The 16,783-nt window shown below is 67.2% G+C and carries 15 protein-coding genes; 8 read left to right on the forward strand and 7 right to left on the reverse strand.

Annotated elements, in window-relative coordinates:
* Positions 1-561 precede the first annotated feature (561 nt).
* Together ASD86_RS21290 and ASD86_RS21295 are read left to right on the forward strand one after the other, a co-directional pair.
* Positions 562-933, forward strand: coding sequence for a hypothetical protein (locus ASD86_RS21290; protein WP_056115514.1), 372 nt, complete (start codon positions 562-564; stop codon positions 931-933).
* A 66-nt stretch (positions 934-999) separates the two neighbouring features.
* On the forward strand, positions 1,000-1,344 hold the full coding sequence (locus ASD86_RS21295) for a hypothetical protein (protein ID WP_056115515.1): 345 nt from the start codon (positions 1,000-1,002) through the stop codon (positions 1,342-1,344).
* 165 nt (positions 1,345-1,509) lie between these two features.
* On the opposite strand, the gene ASD86_RS21300 is transcribed toward ASD86_RS21295, so the two are convergent.
* Positions 1,510-2,811, reverse strand: coding sequence for an amidohydrolase family protein (locus tag ASD86_RS21300; RefSeq protein WP_056115517.1), 1,302 nt, complete (start codon positions 2,809-2,811; stop codon positions 1,510-1,512).
* Positions 2,808-4,265 (reverse strand): amidohydrolase, encoded by a 1,458-nt coding sequence (locus ASD86_RS21305; RefSeq protein ID WP_056115519.1) that lies wholly within the window; start codon positions 4,263-4,265, stop codon positions 2,808-2,810. The genes ASD86_RS21300 and ASD86_RS21305 overlap by 4 nt, the downstream gene beginning before the upstream one ends.
* A gap of 151 nt (positions 4,266-4,416) precedes the next feature.
* Here ASD86_RS21305 and ASD86_RS21310 point away from each other — a divergent pair, with 151 nt between their 5' ends.
* The 3 genes from ASD86_RS21310 (at position 4,417) to ASD86_RS21320 (ending at position 7,274) form a co-directional block, all read left to right on the forward strand.
* On the forward strand, positions 4,417-5,193 hold the full coding sequence (locus tag ASD86_RS21310) for an AMP nucleosidase (protein WP_056116479.1): 777 nt from the start codon (positions 4,417-4,419) through the stop codon (positions 5,191-5,193).
* Positions 5,194-5,574: 381 nt separating this feature from the next.
* Positions 5,575-6,144: a lysozyme inhibitor LprI family protein gene (locus ASD86_RS21315; protein ID WP_056115520.1), complete on the forward strand. Its 570-nt coding sequence runs from the start codon at positions 5,575-5,577 to the stop codon at positions 6,142-6,144.
* A 572-nt stretch (positions 6,145-6,716) separates the two neighbouring features.
* On the forward strand, positions 6,717-7,274 hold the full coding sequence (locus ASD86_RS21320) for a DUF924 family protein (protein WP_056115522.1): 558 nt from the start codon (positions 6,717-6,719) through the stop codon (positions 7,272-7,274).
* A 497-nt stretch (positions 7,275-7,771) separates the two neighbouring features.
* On the opposite strand, the gene ASD86_RS21325 is transcribed toward ASD86_RS21320, so the two are convergent.
* Positions 7,772-8,698, reverse strand: coding sequence for a glutaredoxin domain-containing protein (locus ASD86_RS21325; protein WP_056115525.1), 927 nt, complete (start codon positions 8,696-8,698; stop codon positions 7,772-7,774).
* Between the two features lie 219 nt (positions 8,699-8,917).
* On the opposite strand from ASD86_RS21325, the gene ASD86_RS21330 reads away from it, so the two are divergent.
* The gene (locus ASD86_RS21330) at positions 8,918-9,700 is read left to right on the forward strand and encodes a polysaccharide deacetylase family protein (protein ID WP_056115528.1); all 783 of its coding nucleotides are present in this window, start codon (positions 8,918-8,920) and stop codon (positions 9,698-9,700) included.
* A gap of 175 nt (positions 9,701-9,875) precedes the next feature.
* Here ASD86_RS21330 and ASD86_RS21335 read toward each other — a convergent pair whose 3' ends face one another.
* From ASD86_RS21335 to ASD86_RS21345, 3 genes are all read right to left on the reverse strand, one after another.
* Complete coding sequence (locus ASD86_RS21335; protein ID WP_056115530.1) at positions 9,876-10,544, reverse strand: methyltransferase domain-containing protein; 669 nt, start codon at positions 10,542-10,544, stop codon at positions 9,876-9,878.
* 236 nt (positions 10,545-10,780) lie between these two features.
* Positions 10,781-11,395, reverse strand: coding sequence for an SGNH/GDSL hydrolase family protein (locus ASD86_RS21340; RefSeq protein ID WP_235567870.1), 615 nt, complete (start codon positions 11,393-11,395; stop codon positions 10,781-10,783).
* Between the two features lie 16 nt (positions 11,396-11,411).
* A complete protein-coding gene (locus tag ASD86_RS21345; RefSeq protein ID WP_056115533.1) occupies positions 11,412-12,674 on the reverse strand; it encodes a pyridoxal phosphate-dependent aminotransferase in 1,263 nt (420 codons plus the stop codon).
* A gap of 230 nt (positions 12,675-12,904) precedes the next feature.
* Here ASD86_RS21345 and rsgA point away from each other — a divergent pair, with 230 nt between their 5' ends.
* Positions 12,905-14,068: a ribosome small subunit-dependent GTPase A gene (gene rsgA / locus ASD86_RS21350; protein ID WP_056115535.1), complete on the forward strand. Its 1,164-nt coding sequence runs from the start codon at positions 12,905-12,907 to the stop codon at positions 14,066-14,068.
* A 420-nt stretch (positions 14,069-14,488) separates the two neighbouring features.
* Complete coding sequence (locus ASD86_RS21355) at positions 14,489-15,766, forward strand: flavohemoglobin expression-modulating QEGLA motif protein (RefSeq protein ID WP_056115538.1); 1,278 nt, start codon at positions 14,489-14,491, stop codon at positions 15,764-15,766.
* Positions 15,767-15,921: 155 nt separating this feature from the next.
* On the opposite strand, the gene phbB is transcribed toward ASD86_RS21355, so the two are convergent.
* Positions 15,922-16,662 (reverse strand): acetoacetyl-CoA reductase, encoded by a 741-nt coding sequence (phbB, locus tag ASD86_RS21360; protein WP_056115541.1) that lies wholly within the window; start codon positions 16,660-16,662, stop codon positions 15,922-15,924.
* Positions 16,663-16,783: the final 121 nt, after the last annotated feature.

Raw genomic sequence — 16,783 nt, forward strand, 5'->3', positions numbered from 1 at the left:
ATCAACTCGCAGCAAAGACAAGCTCATAAGTCTTCCTCCGAAGCGAAAACACCGGCAGCACAGTCAACTCGCAGCAAAGACAAGCTCATAAGCCTTCCTCCGAAGCGAAAACACCAGNNCAGTCCACTTAAGCCGCAGCAGCGACAAGCTCATACGCAGTCGTTCGAAGCGAAACTCGTAGCCGCCGCAAAGCCCACCGCCAACCTACCCACATCGTCATGCTGCGAACCCTCGCGCATCGACCACCCCACGCCGCGCCCCGAAGCGCACGCCGCCGTCAGGATAACGCCGACAGGATACGCCGCCGCTCGCGCGCTGGCTCGGCCCGGGCGCGTTACCGGCCGACGGGCCGTCATGTCCCGCGATGAAGTCGAATAAGCCGCGTTATCGTGTGCCCACCATCGGCCGACTGCTCGGCGAGCGCGCTTGCCAGCCGGCCTGCCATGCGTGCACGGTGTAAGTCGACCGCCGCATCGACCCTGCACCAATCGATGGACGGTCGAGCGCTGTCCCTTATCCCTGCCGTCCTCGCGGACGGTTCGTTCCGAACCCTGGGCCGCAATGAAAAAACACGCGTACGCCATCGTCATCCGACTGTTCTTGTTCATCGCGCCGCTGTACGCGCTGCACCTGTTCGCGCTCAACGCATTCGAACAAGCGCGCCGGCAGGAGCATCACGGCGATACCGGGCTCGGCATCGCCATCGTGCTGGGCTTGGTGTCGCTGATGATGTTGCTGGGGTTCTTCATCGACTTCATCGTTCAGATCAAACGGAAGTGGCCGGCCGGCTATCTGACCGACGCGATCATTCTGCTGGCCTTGCTGATGCCGTTCGGCTGGTTCGCGTGCAACTGGTACGGGCTGGGCGAGAACGTCGCGTGCAAGCTGCCGCTCGCCGGGTTCGGCAGCTTTCTGGAATGGATGAACCTGTGAAGCGGCACGGTGTGTTCAAGCCGAACCGTTGCGGCGCGCTGGCCATTGACGAGCGCTGACACGCGCATGAGCCCGCCGGACATCGAGCATCTGTCGGCGACTGCGGGCGAGGGTGTCCTGGAGTTTTCGGTTTCCATCGAGGCCGGACACGAAACCTTCCTGTCGCTGCTCGCCTGGCTGCCCGAGGCCTACGAGCTGCGCTTTTACGATCAGTTTTACCCGAGCGTCAGCGATCCGGGTGCCTATGTCAGCGTGCGACGCAAGGGCCGCGGATTCGTATACCAGTTGGCCAACCACGGCTGGTCGAGCGCTTGGTCGCACCAAAGTCCGCAGCTGTTGGCGGCTTGGATGGCGCTGCAGAATTCCGCTGCGTTCTCGGTACATCGCGCGCACGCGCCTGCGGCGACGTAGAGCAGATCCGAACGCCGGTTTGCGCGGAACGCGGCGTGGCCCGGCGCGAGTCAAGCGACCGATGGCGCATGCGGCATGCGCTCAGACTGCGATCCGGCCGGCGTGATCGGCGCCGGCCGGACCTTCTATCCACGACTTCAATTCAAGAACTGCGACCGCGCGACCTCAATTCCCCGACGGCGCCGAATACGCGCGCGGCAAGCCGTTGTCGGGACGCATATAGCGATCGCGCAACTCGGTCTGGCGGCTGCGCATTTCGATCGCGCGTCCGTCCATCCACACCTGCAGCGCGACGCTGCTGACATCGAGCGGGTCGGCGCTCCACAACACCAGATCGGCGCGCTTGCCCGGCGCGATCGAACCGACTTCGCCGGCCACGCCGAAGGCTTCGGCCGGCACCCGGGTCAAGCCGGCCAGGCCGGCGTCCCAGGGCAGGCCGGCGGCGACCGCGTTGCCGGCCAGCTGCCGCACCTTGCGCGCGTTGTGCGAGGCGCCGCCTTCGCTGAAACCGACCGCGACCCCGGCCGCCTGCAGCCACGCGGCGTTCTCCATGCTCGCGCCGACCTGATCGAAATCGCTGGGCAGGTTGGACAGCGGATTGACGAACACCGGCACCTTGGCCGCCGCGAGCTGCGGCGCAAGCCGCCAGGCCTCGCCGCCGCCGGCGATCGCGATGCGCAGCTGATGTTTCGCCGACCAGCGCAGCAACTGGCGGATGTCGGCGGCGCGGTCGACGCCGAACACGATCCTCCCGCCACCGCCGAAGTATTTCTGCAAGGCCACGCGTCCGGCCGGGGTCAGCAGCGCGGCGTGGTTGTCCGGGGTGATGCGGCCGCGGCTTTCGTCGATCAGCTGATCGAGGATCATCCACTGCGCCGCGCGCGAGCTGCCGCTCAGGCCCAGGCCGTCCTTGCCCAGACGCACGAACAGCACGCGCGGACCGATCGGATCGGGGCCGCCGTCGAGGCGTTCGATGCCGCCCTGGCCGGCGACGATCGAGCCGCCGGTGGCGGTGCCGGCGCCGAGCAGGGTCCAGCCGATGCCTTCGATGCGCGCGACCGGGATCAGCACCGAATCGGGGTTATAGGCCAGGGTCACGTCGAACTCCGGCCGCACCGTCATTTCCTTGGTGTCGGCGCCGAGCGCGACGGTCTGATCGACCGTGGATTTTTCGCCGGAGACTTCCTCCAGGCCGATCTCGGTGATGCCGCCGAACAGGGTCGGGGTCAGCGGCCGGCCTTCGGCCTCGATCACCTTGACTCCGGCCGGCGCGCTCAGGCCCTTGCCGACCGCGCGCACCACGCCGTTGCCGACCAGGACGTCGGCGCGTTCCAGCGTGCCCTGCGCGGTTGCGGTGTGGACCTTGGCGTCGCGGATCAGGACGTTCTGCGCGGACGCGGCGAAGCTGGCGCCCAACAGCATCGCGGCGAACAGTGGCGCGCGCCGCGACACGGACACGCGGCTCATCGCACACCTCCGATCTGCGGGGCCGACCGTGTCGCCGGTTGTCCGAGCATGAAGTCTGACTTCGGCTGCCGCGACGGATCGGCGCGGTCGTAAATGCGCGCGCCGTCGATGTAGACCTGCTCGGCCTTGGCGTAGACGCTGAAAGGATTGCCGTTCCACACCACCACGTCGCCCATCTTGCCCGGCTCCAGGGTGCCGGTGCGGTCGCCGATGCCCAGCGCCTTGGCCGGGTTCTGGGTCAGCCAGCGGATCGCGCGCTCCGGCGCGATGTCCATGCCGGCCAGGCGCGCATGCGCGATGACCTTGGCCGCTTCCTGATTGAGCCGCTGGATGCCTTCCTCGGAATCGGAATGCACGATCGCGCAGCTCTTGGCCGGACGGTCGACGATGGCGATGTTTTCCTGGATGCCGTCGAAGGCCTCCATCTTGAAGCCCCACCAGTCGGCCCACAGCGCGCCGCACACGTTCTCGGCGGCGAGCCGGTCGGCGATCTTGTAGGCCTCCACGCCGTGATGGAAAGCGGCGACCTTGAAGCCGAATTCCTTGGCCAGGTCGAGCATGGTGGTCATCTCGTCGGCGCGGTAGCAGTGGATGTGGACCAGGATGTCGCCCTTGATCGCGCCGGCCAGGGTGTCGAGCTTGAGGTCGCGCTTGCCGCCGGTGTCCTTCTCGCTGTCGGCGCCGTTGGCGGCGGTGGAACTCTGCCACCAGCGCGCCTTCTTCGGCGCGGCCGGCTTGGGCGTGGTCTTGCGCAGGTATTCGCTGGCGTCGATGAAGGCCGCGCGATACCCGGCGACATTGCCCATGCGCGTGCCCGGCGAGGTGTTGCGGCTGCCGTAGACGCGCTTGGGGTTTTCGCCGCAGGCCATCTTCAAGCCCCACGGCGCGCCGGGGAATTTCATGCCCTGGTAGGTCGTGGACGGGACGTTCTTGAGGGTGACGCCGCGGCCGCCGATCAGGTTGGCCGAGCCGGGCAGGATCTGCAGCGAGGTGATGCCGCCGGCCAGCGCGGCCTCGAAGCCCGGGTCCTGCGGCCAGATCGAATGCTCGGCCCACACGTTCGGGGTGACCGGGCTGGTCATTTCATTGCCGTCGCTGTGCGCGCCGACGCCGGGGCTGGGGTACACGCCCAGGTGCGAATGGACGTCGATGATGCCCGGGGTCACCCACTTGCCGGTCGCATCGACCCGGGTGGCGTCGGCGGGCGCGTCCAGCGCGGTGCCGACCGCGACCACTTTGCCGCCCTGCAGCAGCACGTCGGCGTTGTCCAGGCGCTGGCCGGTGCCGGTGAGGACGGTGGCGTGCTGCAGCAGCACCGGGCCGCCGGCGAGCGGCTTGTAGGTGCTCGGGTACGGGTCCTGGGTGTAGCGCGAAGGTGCGGGCGCGGGCGTGGCGGCCTGCACGGCGCCGGCAAGCAGCGCCAGGCCGAAGCCGGCCAAGAGCGGTCGGAGCATGGATGTCCCCATGGAAGGCAAGCGAAAGCGTGCGGAAGGTGGTCGGAACCGAACTTTGGAACCGTAGCCGCCGCTTTCGCCGCTGCCAACCCTGACTAAGGTCATGGGCGGTGCGACAATGGCCGGACAACAACAAGAACAGGCGAACAACATGAAAGACAAAGAACAGATCGTCGAAAACTGGCTGCCGCGCTACACCGGCGTGCCCCTGGACCAGTTCGGCCAGCACATCCTGCTGACCAATTTCGGCGGCTACCTCCATACCTTCTCGCGCCTGACCGGCGCGGAGATCGTCGGCCTGGACCGGCCGATGCCGAGCGCGACCTTCGACGGCATCACCATGATCAATTTCGGCATGGGCAGCCCGAACGCGGCGACGATGATGGACCTGCTGTCGGCGATCATGCCGCAGGCGGTCTTGTTCCTCGGCAAGTGCGGCGGGCTCAAGCGCAAGAACGAGCTGGGCGACCTGGTCCTGCCGATCGCGGCGATCCGCGGCGAAGGCACCTCCAACGACTACCTGCTGCCGGAAGTGCCGGCATTGCCGGCGTTCGCGCTGCAGCGCGCGGTCTCGACCATGATCCGCGACCTGGGTCACGACTACTGGACCGGCACCGTCTACACCACCAATCGCCGGGTCTGGGAACACGACGAAGCGTTCAAGGAGCGCCTGCGCGCGATGCGCTGCATGGCGATCGACATGGAAACCGCGACCGTGTTCGCCGCCGGTTTCGCCAACCGCATCCCGTGCGGCGCGCTGCTGTTGGTGTCGGACCAGCCGATGATTCCCGAAGGCGTCAAGACCGAAGCTTCGGATGCGAAGGTCAGCGCGAGCTTCGTCGATACGCATATCAACGTCGGCATCGAAGCGTTGAAGCTGATTCGCCGGCATGGCAAGTCGGTGCGGCATTTGCGTTTCGACGAATAAGGCGGAAGGCGGCCCTCACCCCGACCCTCTCAGCTCTGCACTCCCGTTGGTCGCCGCAAGGGTGAGAGGGAGAGCAGCCGCGTGAATTCCAACGCTCGCTGTTGAGAAAAAATCGCCGTCATACAAGTAGTGCCGCATATCTCAAACGCTAGGTAATAGCCCCTCTCCCGCTTGCGGGAGAGGGGTTGGGGTGAGGGCCCGAAGCACCGACGCGGCCGCCTTATTTCGCCGCCAATGCATACTTGCGACAGCCTGAATCGTTTACCCCTGTCGCAAAGAAAATCCCTATTTTTATAGGGGTTTTGCGACGCGCGACACGCGACATCGCATGACCTGAGACCTTCGAAGACCACACTGTGGACCAAGGTCGGAGGACAGGTCATGGAACAGCTGATCTTCACCATCATCGGCGCCCTGCTCACATGGGCGTTCTACTTCATCCAGCGCATCGCCGAACGTCGCGGCACCGTCGACGCGATCGAGCGCGGCAAACAGTTGCTCGCGCTCAAGCAGGAGCTCGACGGCGCGCACACCAGCGTCGAGGAATTGCGCCGGTTCGAAAACCGCCTGATCGGCAAGGCCGAAACCGCCGCGCGCATCGCCGACAATTATTTCGGCAAGGCCGAAGCGATCGCGCGCGACAGCGACGACGACGGCGTCAGCCAGGCCGACATGAGCCGGCACGCGATCGCCGAACTCGGGCGCGAGGAAGTGCGGCTGGACGGGTTGGTCGCGCATCTGCGCAAGCAACTCGACAGCGACGGCCTGGCCGCGTTCGAACAGGCGCATCAGGCGTGGCTGGCGTTTCGCGAAGCGCACGCGCGTTTCGTCTCGCAGTCGTACTCGGCCGGCTCGATCCGCCCGCTGATCTATGCGGTGACCATGGAGAGTTTGACCGTGGCGTGGATCAACGAGTTGGAGACGCAGTTGGGCGAGGGTGAGGCGGGTTGATCGGGCGCTGCGATCGAAGCGTCGTGGATTGTTGTGTCGGACCGCACCGCATCGTGTCGTGTTGGGCAGTGCGCTACGCGCCGCTTCTGCTCGTCATCCCCGCGAAGGCGGGGATCCAGAGACTTCAGACGTTCTCGCACGAAAGGCACTGGATTCCCGCGTTCGCGGGAATGACGTTCTTGAGAGGTCAGTCTGAAGTCTCTGGATCCCCGCCTTCGCGGGGATGACGGTAGGGAAGTTGCGGCAGATCTTGGAGCGTCGAGGCGCTGCCCTTGATAAGCGAAGCACCAGCCATCGCTGGCCTCGATCCCGACTGTAAGAGTGGCGCGGGCCGCGACCGCGAAACCGCGCCCGCGTCGTAATCGCGATGTCGCGGTCGCGGCTTACGCCGCTCCTACAGTCGTAGCCCGAAGCTACGTCCCCATCGGCTGCAACGCTTCGGCGAAGAACTCGGCCACACACTAATCGAGCCGGTATCGCGCGGCACGCGCAAAGCCGACCGTGTTACGCCGACCGTGCCGCATAACCAATTGTTTGCTACGGTTCCCCCATCACGTCCCGCGAGCCCTCGCATGCCCGTCACCGCCCAAGAAGTCGTCGCGTTCTGGCGCGACGCCGGCCCCGCCCGATGGTTCGACCGCAGCGACCATTTCGACCAGCAATGCCGCAGCGGCTTTCTCGAAGCGCACCACGCGGCCGCGCGGCGCGAACATGAAGACTGGATCGAGCGTGACGCTGAATCGGCGCTGGCGCTGCTGATCCTGCTCGACCAGATCCCGCGCAACGTGTTCCGCAACAGCGCGCATTCGTACGCGACCGATCCGCTGGCGCGGCATTACGCGCGGCGCGCGCTCGAACTCGGCCACGATCAGCGCATCGAGCCGGCGCTGCGGGCGTTCTTCTATCTGCCGTTCGAGCATTCCGAAGCGATCGACGATCAGCATCGCTCGGTCGAACTGCACCGCGCGCTGCCGCCGAACGACGACGGCACCGATGCCGCGCAGTGGGCGATCAAACACCTGCAGATCATCGAGCGCTTCGGCCGCTTCCCGCATCGCAACGCGGCGTTGGGGCGCGAGACCACGGCCGAGGAACAGGCCTATCTCGACGACGGCGGTTTCAAGGGCTGAGCGACGCGACCGGCGCCCAACGTCGCGGCGTCGAAGCCCCTGTAGGAGCGGCGTAAGCCGCGACCGCGAAGCATCGATTGCCGGCGAAAGCCGCATTGGCCCGTAACACCCCATAAGCCACCCTTGCGCCGGCCAGCAGGATTCGCGGTCGCGGCTTACGCCGCTCCTACAGTGAGTTGGCAATGATCGCGGTGGCCGCAGACGAAAGCCGCGACGAGCCGGTAATACCTCGTAAGCCGCCGTTGCGCCGGCCTGTGCGATTCGCGGTCGCGGCTTGCGCCGCTCCTACAGGGTGCTGGCAATGATCGGGGTGACCGCCGACGAAAGCCGCGCCAAGCCGGTAGTACCTCGTAAGCCGCCGTTGCGCCGGCCTGTACGATTCGTGGTCGCGGCTTGCGCCGCTCCTACAGGGGGCTGTCGATGCTCCGCGGCGGCGGGAAACGAAAACGGCCGCGATGGGTGGCATCGCGGCCGTCGTTCAAAGCATTCGCGGCGGATCAGTACTTCGCGATCGATCCATCCAGATCGGCCCACGCGTCGATGCCGCCGATCACGTTGTAAACCTGAGTGAAGCCCTGCTGGCGGAAGTGTTCGGCCGCCTGCGCGCTGCGCCCGCCGTGATGGCACAGGAACGCCAGCGGCGTGTCTTTGGGCAGCGATTCCAGCGCGTCGGTGCCGGCGTCGAAGGTGTCGAAGGCGACGCCGACCCGGGCGATCGCGCGTTCGTCGGCCGGACGCACGTCGACCAGGCGCAGGCTGCCGGCGCTCACGCGTTCGCTCGCCTGTTCCGGTGCGATCGACTGCACCGGCGGCGGTGCGTTGGGGTTGGTGATGACCAGGCCGCGGCCGCGTTCGTCGTCGGCCCAGTCGATCGACACGCCGTCGGCGCGGCGCGCGTTGATCCAGTCGGTCTGCACGCGCACGCCATCGATTTCCACCGCGACCGCGTCGGCATCGACCGGCGCCAGCTGCAGGCGCACGTTGTGGCGCGCGTCGACGTCGAGCTGCACGGCGAAATTCTCGCCGGCGTTGGCGACCGCGTCGCGCAGCATCTGCGCCGCGGCCGGGGTGATGCTGAGCTTCGGCGGGCTGCGGTCCGGCGCGGGCAGGCCGAGCAGGCCGTGCAGTTCGCCGTTGCCGGCCATCTGCTCGATGATGTCGCTGCCGCCGACCAGCTGCGCATCGATATACAGCTGCGGAATGGTCGGCCATTCGCCATAGACCTTGATGCCTTCGCGCAGGTCCGGGTTCGACAGCACGTCGATGTGGGCGTAGCCCTGCGGCAGCAGCGCGTTCAGCGCGCCGACGGCCTTGGCCGAGAAGCCGCACTGCGGCGCATTCGGCTCGCCCTTCATGAACAGCACGACGCGGTTGGACTGGAGCAGGGATTCGATGCGCGAACGCAGGGCGGGATCGAGGGACATGGCGGTCTGTCTTGCGGGAATGAGGCCCACATGGGGGCGGCGCGCTGCCGCCGCAAGGTAGGATGCGGGACAGGCCGACGCGCCCGCGCCGCTGGCGACTATGCCGAATTGGCCCGAAACCCGTCAGGACCGCCCATCGGCTTGTCGCGGCTTTACGCCGTGCTGTTCCCGATTCCCGATTCCCGATTCCCGATTCCCGAGCCTCCCCCCGATCGCTTGATGAACCCGACCGTCGCCCATCGCCCGCCGCGCCGACCTTTCGTCTGGCTGTGGCTGTTCGCCGCCTCGCAACTGGCGGTGCTCGGGCTGTGGCTGGGATTGGGTTGGCGGGTCGGCCTGCCGGCGCTGCTGGTCACCCACGCGGTGATCTTCTGGGGCACCTTGTGGCCGCGCTCGCGTTTGTTCGGGCCGGTGCTGAGCCGTTTGCCGACGCGCGAGCGCGAGGTCTGGCTGACCATCGACGACGGCCCCTCGGCCGACACCCCGGCCATGCTCGACCTGCTCGACGCGCACGCGGTCAAGGCGACCTTCTTCGTTGTCGCCGAACGCGCGCGCGCGCGGCCGGACTTGCTGGCGCAGATCGTGCAGCGCGGTCATGGCATCGGCCATCACAGCGCCGATCATCCCTCGGCGGCTTTCTGGCGGCTGGGACCGGCGGCGATGCGGCGGCAGATCGTCGACGCCGACCGCACCTTGCGTGAACTGCTGCCCGGTTACCCGTTGCGCTGGTTCCGCGCGGTGGTCGGCATGGCCAATCCGTTCACCGCGCGCTGGCTGCGCGATTGCGGGCTGGCGCGGGTGGCCTGGACCGCGCGCGGCTTCGACGCGGTCGCCGCCGACCCGGCCACGGTGGTGGCGCGGATCGAACGCGGCCTGTCGCCTGGCGCGATCGTGCTGATGCACGAGGGTGCGCGGCACGGGCGCAATGTCGAGACCATGGCGATGCTGCTGGCGCGCCTGCAGGCGCTGGGCTATCGCTGCGTGGTGCCGGTGGTGCGATAGCCGATCCGGCGACTCCACGCGATATCGATGCCGGAGGTTTTTTGTGGGAGGGGCCTCAGCCCCGACGCCTTTCGTTCCGATCGCGGTGTGGCTTCATCGCAGCTGATCGAACAGCGTCGGGGCTGAAGCCTCCCCACAAAAGACCTCGCTGCGCCGACGCGATCGGTATCGCGGCTTATTTCGAAGCCACGATCCGCCAGTTGTTGAACGGCGTGCGCCCGAACAACGGAGTGAATTCGACCTGTAACCCCGCCGCGAGCAGGCGCGCGCGCAGCGCCTCGCCATCGGGGTAGTAACGCGGCATCGCATTCATCCAGCCCAGCGCGCGCGAAAACAGATCGACCGCGCGGGTGATGCGCGCGCGCCCGGTGCCGTCGTCCAGGCCGGTGCGGATCACCAGTTTCGCCCCGGGCGTGAGCATCGCGATCATCTGGTCGATCGCCTGCGCCTGGGCCGGATACGGAATGAACTGCAGCACGTCGAGGATCACCACGTTGCCGCGGTGTTCCGGCAATTCGCGCGACAGGTCCATGGTGTCGAAGCGGGCGTCCTGCAGCCCGACCTTGGCGGCGGCGCGCACCGCGCGGCGGATCTTGGCCGCGTCGCTGTCGACCCCGCGGTAGGGCACGCGGATGCCGTCGGCGTACAGGGTGTGGGCGAGCAGGCCCAGCCCGCAGCCCAGGTCGAGCAAGGGCGCATCGGTGCCGCGCAGGGCCTCGCTGACGCCGGGGTAGAGCGGATCGCTGCTGAGCTTGGCGCGGCTGTAGTAGTAGTCCCAGCGATTGCCGAGCGGATGTTCGGGCAGGTAGGCGCGGGCGATGTGCAACGCCTGTCCTGGAGCCATGGCTTGGGCCGCTGGGGTCATCGCTGGTCGAAGGCCGCGTCGCTGGGGTGGTCGGGCAGTTTGGCATTCCGCGCGCGGATGGGGAAATCCGCGAATCGCGCGCGTTGCCGGTATCCGACTGTAGGAGCGGCGTGAGCCGCGACCGCGAGACCACGGTTACGACGCAGGCGCGGTGTCGCGGTCGCGGCTCGCGCCGCTACTACAGGGGCTATCGGGCCGCGAATTGCCTGATGCGTTCAGGGCGAACGATCGCGCAGCAAATCCACCGCCACCGGCAACGCCAGCGCCGTCCACTGCGCATACATCGCCGCCGACGGATGCAGGCCGTCCTCGGCGACCATCGCCGGCTCGCTGCCGCGTTCGCGCGAAACCGGGGTGATGTCGACGAAGGCGACCCCAAATCGCGCGCAGATTTCGCTGGCGGTGATGTTGAACACGTCGAGTTCGGCGCCGATCGTGGCCGGGCCGCGCTTGTCGCTCGCGCCGAACGGGGTCGCGCCCCAGTCGGGAATCGACAGCACCAGCACGCGGTCGCTGCGGCCGCGCGCATAACCGATCGCGCGTTCCAGCAGCTCGCGGAACTCGCTTGCGTACTGCGTGGCGCCGCGGCCGCGGTATTGGTTGTTGACCCCGATCAGCAGGCTGACGAAATCCCATTCGCCCAGCGGCTCGGCCAGGTCCAGCGCGAGCGCGAGTTCGTCGGTGGTCCAGCCGGTGGTGGCGATGATGCGCGGCGCCGCCACGGCTATGCCGCGCTCGCTCAGGCCGGCCGCCAGTTGCACCGGCCAACGCCCCGACTCGGCGACCGTTTCGCCGATGGTGTAGCTGTCGCCCAGGGCGAGGTAAAGCAGTTCGCTCACCGACGGCTCAGGCGACCGCGGCGGACAGCGCCTGCGCGGTGTGCTCGGCGCGCTCGGCATGCAGGTCGAGCACGCGCTCGATCCGGCCGAACACTTCGCGCACGTCGGCCGGCTGCGGCAGCAACGTCACCCGGAAGTGATTGCGGTAGGGCACGTTGAAACTGGAGCCGGGCACGACCAGCACGTCTTCGGTTTCCAGCAGTTCCAGTGCGAAGCGGTGGTCGTCGAAGCCTTGCGCGGCGGCGCCGACCACGGCCGGGAACGCGTACAGCGCGCCGGCCGGCTTGACCAGTTGCAGGTGCTTGCTGGCTTCGACCGACTCGATCACCGCGCGGCGCGCTTCGTACAGACGGCCGCCGGGCGCGCACAGCGGCGCGATGGTGTCTTCACCGTTGAGCGCGGCTTCGATCGCGAACTGGCCCGGCACGTTGGCGCACAGGCGCAGCGCGCCGAGCAGATCCATGGCGTGATGGAAATCGCCGCTGGCGACCGGATCGCCCGACAGCACCGCCCAGCCCACGCGCCAGCCGCAGGCGCGATGCACCTTGGACAGGCCGCCGAAGCTCAGGCACGGCAGGTCGCCGGCGATCGGCGCGACCGGCACGAACTGCGCGCCGTCGTAAAGAATGGAGTCGTAGATTTCGTCGCACATCAGCAGCAGCTTGTGCTTGGCGGCGATGGCGACGATGCGTTCGATCAACTCGCGCGGATAGACCGCGCCGGTCGGGTTGTTCGGATTGATCAGCACGATCGCACGGGTGCGGCTCGACACCAGTTGCTCGATCTCGTCCGGGTCGGGCAGGAAGCCGTTCTCGGGCTGGCAGCGGTAGTACACCGGGCGGCCGTCGTTGAGGATGGTCGCGGCCGACCACAGCGGGTAGTCGGGCGAGGGCAGCAGCACTTCGTCGCCGGGATTGAGCAGGGCGCGCAGCGACAGGTCGATCAACTCGCTGACGCCGTTGCCGACGAACACGCGTTCGGGCGAAGCGTTGGGGGTGCCGCGCTTCTTGTGGAACGCGGCGATGGCTTCGCGCGCGACCGGCAGGCCTTGCTGATGAGTGTAGGGATCGGTGTCGGCGATGTGGTCGGCGATCGCGCGCTGCAGGTGCTCGGGGGCGCGGAAACCGAACGCGCCGGGGTTGCCGATGTTGAGCTTGATCTGCTTGCGACCCTGGGCTTCCAGCTCGCGGGCTCGCCGGGCCAATTCACCGCGGATTTCGTAACGGACTTCGGACAGGCGTTCGCGGGTTTTCAGGGGCGGCAAGGACATCGCGGCGGGTCGGGGTCGATGAAAGTGGCGTCCAGACTAGCTGAATCGGCTTCAGGATTCAGCGGGGGCGGGGTGGGCAGGGGATCGGTCGCTTTCGACCGCACGCACGATTCGACGATCCGGCCACCGTCGCCGGCCGGCCCCGGCCCGCCCCGGCCCGCAAACCGGGGCGCCGACCGATCGATTCGGCCCAAAAGCCGCACGCGGCCTATAGAATCGCGCCATGCCCAATGCCTGTCGCGCCTTTGACTCCTGAACTCGCCGCCTTGCAGGCGATCGGTTGGCCGATCACGGCCGAAGACCCGTTGCCGGCCGATCCGGTCTGGCGCCAGGCCCTCGCCGACCACCCGCAGGCCCGCCCGGCGCGGGTCACCGAGCAGCACCGCAGCGGCTACGTGGTCTCCGACGGCCCCGACAGCGGTTACCGGGTCGAGTCCCTGCCCGAGTGGCAGCGCGCGGCCAATTACAAGAAAGGTTCGCTAGCGCCCGAGCAACGGCCTGGGGTCGGCGACTGGATGCTGGTCGAGGGCGATCCCGAGCGCGCCAAGGTCGTGGCCCTGCTGCCGCGCTACAGCGCGATCAAGCGCGGCGCGGCCGGCGAGCATTACAAGCAGCAGCTGATCGCGGCGAACATCGACACGGTGTTCGTGGTCTGCGGGCTGGACGGCGATTTCAATCCGCGCCGGATCGAACGTTATCTGTTGCTGGTGCGCGGCGGCGCCGAGCCGGTGATCGTGCTGACCAAGGCCGACGAAGCGCTCGCCGCGAACGAGCATGCGGTGGCCGAAGCCAGCGGCGCGCTGATCGAACTCGCGCAGGGCGTGGCGATCCGCGCGGTCAATGCGCGCGATCGCGAAAGCAGCGTCGCGGCGATGTCGCCGTGGCTGAAACCCGGGCGCACCGTGGTGCTGGTCGGGTCCTCCGGCGCCGGCAAGTCGACCCTGACCAACAGCCTGCTCGGCAACGAGCGAATGAAGACCGGCGCGGTGCGCGAAAGCGACGCGCGCGGCCGCCACACCACCACCCATCGCGCCCTGATTCCGCTGCCCTCGGGCGCCTGCCTGATCGACACCCCCGGCATGCGCGAACTCAAGCCGACCGGCGAAGAGGACGTGGCCGAGAATTTCGCCGATGTCGAAGCGCTGGCCGAGCAGTGCAAGTTCCGCGACTGCTCGCACGCGAGCGAACCGGGCTGCGCGGTGCGCGAGGCGATCGAGAACGGCAAGCTGGACCCGCAGCGTTTCGCCAGCTACCTGAAGCTGAGCGGCGAGGTCTCGGGCGCGGCCAGCAAGCTCGCCAACCGGCGCGCGCACAAGACCGATATCAAGGCGCCGGGGAAGCCCGCGGGCAAGCCTTCGAACAAGAGTTCGGGCGATAAGCATGGGCGGCGTTGAGCGAGGCGGTTTGAAGGCTTCGGGGTTGGGTGGTCGTTTGCTTTGTCTTCGTGGGGAGCAAGAGCAAAAGCGAATCCCCCCTGCCCCCCTTTTGCAAAGGGGGGAGGCGATCGGCGGAGTTTGTCGCTTGCGTGATGGGGCGGTAGCGTTCGTCGACGCGGTGATCGCAGTGTCGAGGCCGATCCAGGCATCGAAAATATTCCGGACATCGAAGGTGTTCCAGACATCGCGAGTGTCCCGAACATTCCGCCCGCTGCGAATGTCCCCGGCGCTTAATTGTCAAGCTCGCCGAGCTACCTCATCCAAGCCCGTGCTGTTCCCCCCTTTGCAAAAGGGGGGCAGGGGGGATTCGCTTTTGCTCTGGCTCTCTCGCCCATTGTTGCCCGAACCCAACACCCACCGCCCCCGCGGAACCCACCCATGAGCCTGCCGCCCCCGCCCAGCCTCGCCCCCGACATCCAGCACCACGCCGCGCTCGATGCGCGCATGGTCCGCGCCGCGCGCGGCATCAAGTTGTTGACCATGGCCAGCTGGCCGGCCGGGCTGGAAGCACCGTTTCTCGCTGACTACGCGCGCGGCGTCGCCCGGTTGCCGGTAATCGACTACCCCAGGCACGACTTCAGCGAAGTACGCGCCGAACTCGAAGCGGTCGCAAACGAGGCCGATCCCGATCATCCGCTCGGCGAATACCTGATCGAATCAGCGCATTCCTGGGGCATCGCCGCGCAGTTGCTCGAATGCCTTGGCACCCCGCAAGTCACCGACTACTCAGTGCAGTTGTTCGGAAAACCTGATGTCGCCCTGCCCGGACAAGGCCCGAGCACCCGCGAAGCGGCCAACCATTTCATCTCCATCGCCAACGAACTCGACCGCGAACTGATGTCGCCGGCGGAAACCGTGGAAATCTCCGCGACCGCGCTGAGCCTGCAATTGCAGCGCGATCTCGACGATTATTTCGACACCCGGGTGATCGACGTAGTCCTCGACCCGACCCTGATCGCCAAGGCCGCGGCCGGCGCGACCCGCATCCGCCTGCGCACCGGCGCGGCGTTCAGCGATTACGACCGCCACCAGTTGCTGCAACACGAAGCCTTCGTGCATTCGCTGACCGCGCTCAATGGCCGCGAGCAACCGGTGCTGCCGAGCCTGGCGTTGTCGTCGCCGCGCAGTACCGCGACCCAGGAAGGCCTGGCGACGTTCGCCGAACAGATCACCGGCAGCATCGACATCGGCCGGATGAAGCGTCTGAGCCTGCGCATCGACGCGGTCGCGATGGCGCTGGACGGCGCCGATTTCATCGAAGTGTTCCGCTATTTCATCGACGCCGGCCAGACCCAGGACGAAAGCTTTGCCTCGGCGCAGCGTGTATTCCGCGGCGTGCCGACCGGCGGCGGCGCGGCCTTCACCAAGGATACCGTGTACCTGCGCGGCCTGGTCGGCGTGCATACCTTCTTCCGCTGGGCCTTGCGCCAGCAGAAACTGCATCTGTGCCGCTGGCTGTTCGCCGGCAAGATGACCCTCGGCGACGTGCAGCGTTTCGAACCGCTGTTCCACGACGGCGTGCTGGCGCCGCCGCGCTGGATGCCGCCGTGGATCACCCGCGCCAACGGCCTGGCCGGCATGCTGGCGTTCTCGCTGTTCGCCAATCGCATCCGTCTGGATCAGATGGCCGAGGGCGATTTCAGCGAGATCGGTTGATCTTCGGTTGATCTATTAAAAGCCCCTCTCCCGCTGGCGGGAGAGGGGTTGGGGTGAGGGCACCGGCCGCCAGAGCACCCTCATCCGCCCTTCGGGCACCTTCTCAGCCTTGCACTCCCTTCGGTCGCCGCAAGCGGGAGAAGGGGAGCGCAAGCTCAATTCATATGCAAACCACCATTGACCGCATAATCCGCGCCGGTCACGAACGCCGCATCGTCCGACGCCAACCACGCGCACAAGCTGGCGACTTCCTCCGGCTTGCCCAACCGCCTTACCGGCACCGACGCAGCCAGCCGATCGAGCACGTCCGGCGGAAACGCGCTGATCGCGGCGCTGGCGACATACCCGGGCGACACCGTATTGACCGTGACCCCGCGCGCGGCGAACTCCTGCGCCAGCGCGCGGGTGAAGCCATGCATCGCCGACTTCGCGGTAGCGTAGTTGACCTGGCCGATCTGGCCTTTCTGCGCGCTGACCGAGGCGATGTTGACGATGCGGCCCCAACCGCGCGCGGACATGCCGTCGATCACCTGCTTGGTGATGTTGAACAAGGTATGCAGATTGCCGGCCATCACCGCGTTCCAGTCCTCGCGGGTCATCTGTCGGAACAGAATGTCGCGGGTACCGCCGGCGTTGTTGACCAGCACGTCGACCTCGCCGACCTCGGCCTTGACCTTGGCGAACGCGGCGACCGTGGAGTCCCAGTCGGCGGCATTGCCTTCCGAAGCGATGAAATCGAACCCCAGTTCGCGCTGCTCGCGCAGCCAGCCGGCTTTGCGCGGCGAATTCGGCCCGCAACCGGCGACCACGGTGTGGCCGTTGAGCGCGAGCTTGCGGCAGATCGCGGTGCCGAGGCTGCCCATGCCGCTGGTGACGTAGGCGATGCGGAGTGTCATGGCTTTAGTCCTTGGAGCGAGAAGTGAGTTCGTAGGAGTGAGGAGTGAGTAAAAGCGGGACGTGGGGAGGGTGGCCTTGGCTCTTACTCACTCCTCACTCCTGTGAACTCGTTCCTCGCTG

Origin of the sequence: Lysobacter sp. Root690 (genome assembly GCF_001427785.1) — a bacterium.
Classification (GTDB): domain Bacteria; phylum Pseudomonadota; class Gammaproteobacteria; order Xanthomonadales; family Xanthomonadaceae; genus Lysobacter.

Bases quoted from the DNA above. Each gene is read 5' to 3' on its own strand.
- ASD86_RS21300 (WP_056115517.1), bottom strand. From the start codon at position 2,811: ATGAGCCGCGTGTCCGTGTCGCGGCGCGCGCCACTGTTCGCCGCGATG.
- ASD86_RS21335 (WP_056115530.1), bottom strand. From the start codon at position 10,544: ATGGCTCCAGGACAGGCGTTGCACATCGCCCGCGCCTACCTGCCCGAA.
- ASD86_RS21315 (WP_056115520.1), top strand. From the start codon at position 5,575: ATGGAACAGCTGATCTTCACCATCATCGGCGCCCTGCTCACATGGGCG.
- ASD86_RS21345 (WP_056115533.1), bottom strand. From the start codon at position 12,674: ATGTCCTTGCCGCCCCTGAAAACCCGCGAACGCCTGTCCGAAGTCCGT.
- rsgA (WP_056115535.1), top strand. From the start codon at position 12,905: ATGCCTGTCGCGCCTTTGACTCCTGAACTCGCCGCCTTGCAGGCGATC.
- ASD86_RS21305 (WP_056115519.1), bottom strand. From the start codon at position 4,265: ATGCTCCGACCGCTCTTGGCCGGCTTCGGCCTGGCGCTGCTTGCCGGC.
- phbB (WP_056115541.1), bottom strand. From the start codon at position 16,662: ATGACACTCCGCATCGCCTACGTCACCAGCGGCATGGGCAGCCTCGGC.
- ASD86_RS21330 (WP_056115528.1), top strand. From the start codon at position 8,918: ATGAACCCGACCGTCGCCCATCGCCCGCCGCGCCGACCTTTCGTCTGG.
- ASD86_RS21290 (WP_056115514.1), top strand. From the start codon at position 562: ATGAAAAAACACGCGTACGCCATCGTCATCCGACTGTTCTTGTTCATC.
- ASD86_RS21295 (WP_056115515.1), top strand. From the start codon at position 1,000: ATGAGCCCGCCGGACATCGAGCATCTGTCGGCGACTGCGGGCGAGGGT.
- ASD86_RS21310 (WP_056116479.1), top strand. From the start codon at position 4,417: ATGAAAGACAAAGAACAGATCGTCGAAAACTGGCTGCCGCGCTACACC.
- ASD86_RS21325 (WP_056115525.1), bottom strand. From the start codon at position 8,698: ATGTCCCTCGATCCCGCCCTGCGTTCGCGCATCGAATCCCTGCTCCAG.
- ASD86_RS21355 (WP_056115538.1), top strand. From the start codon at position 14,489: ATGAGCCTGCCGCCCCCGCCCAGCCTCGCCCCCGACATCCAGCACCAC.
- ASD86_RS21320 (WP_056115522.1), top strand. From the start codon at position 6,717: ATGCCCGTCACCGCCCAAGAAGTCGTCGCGTTCTGGCGCGACGCCGGC.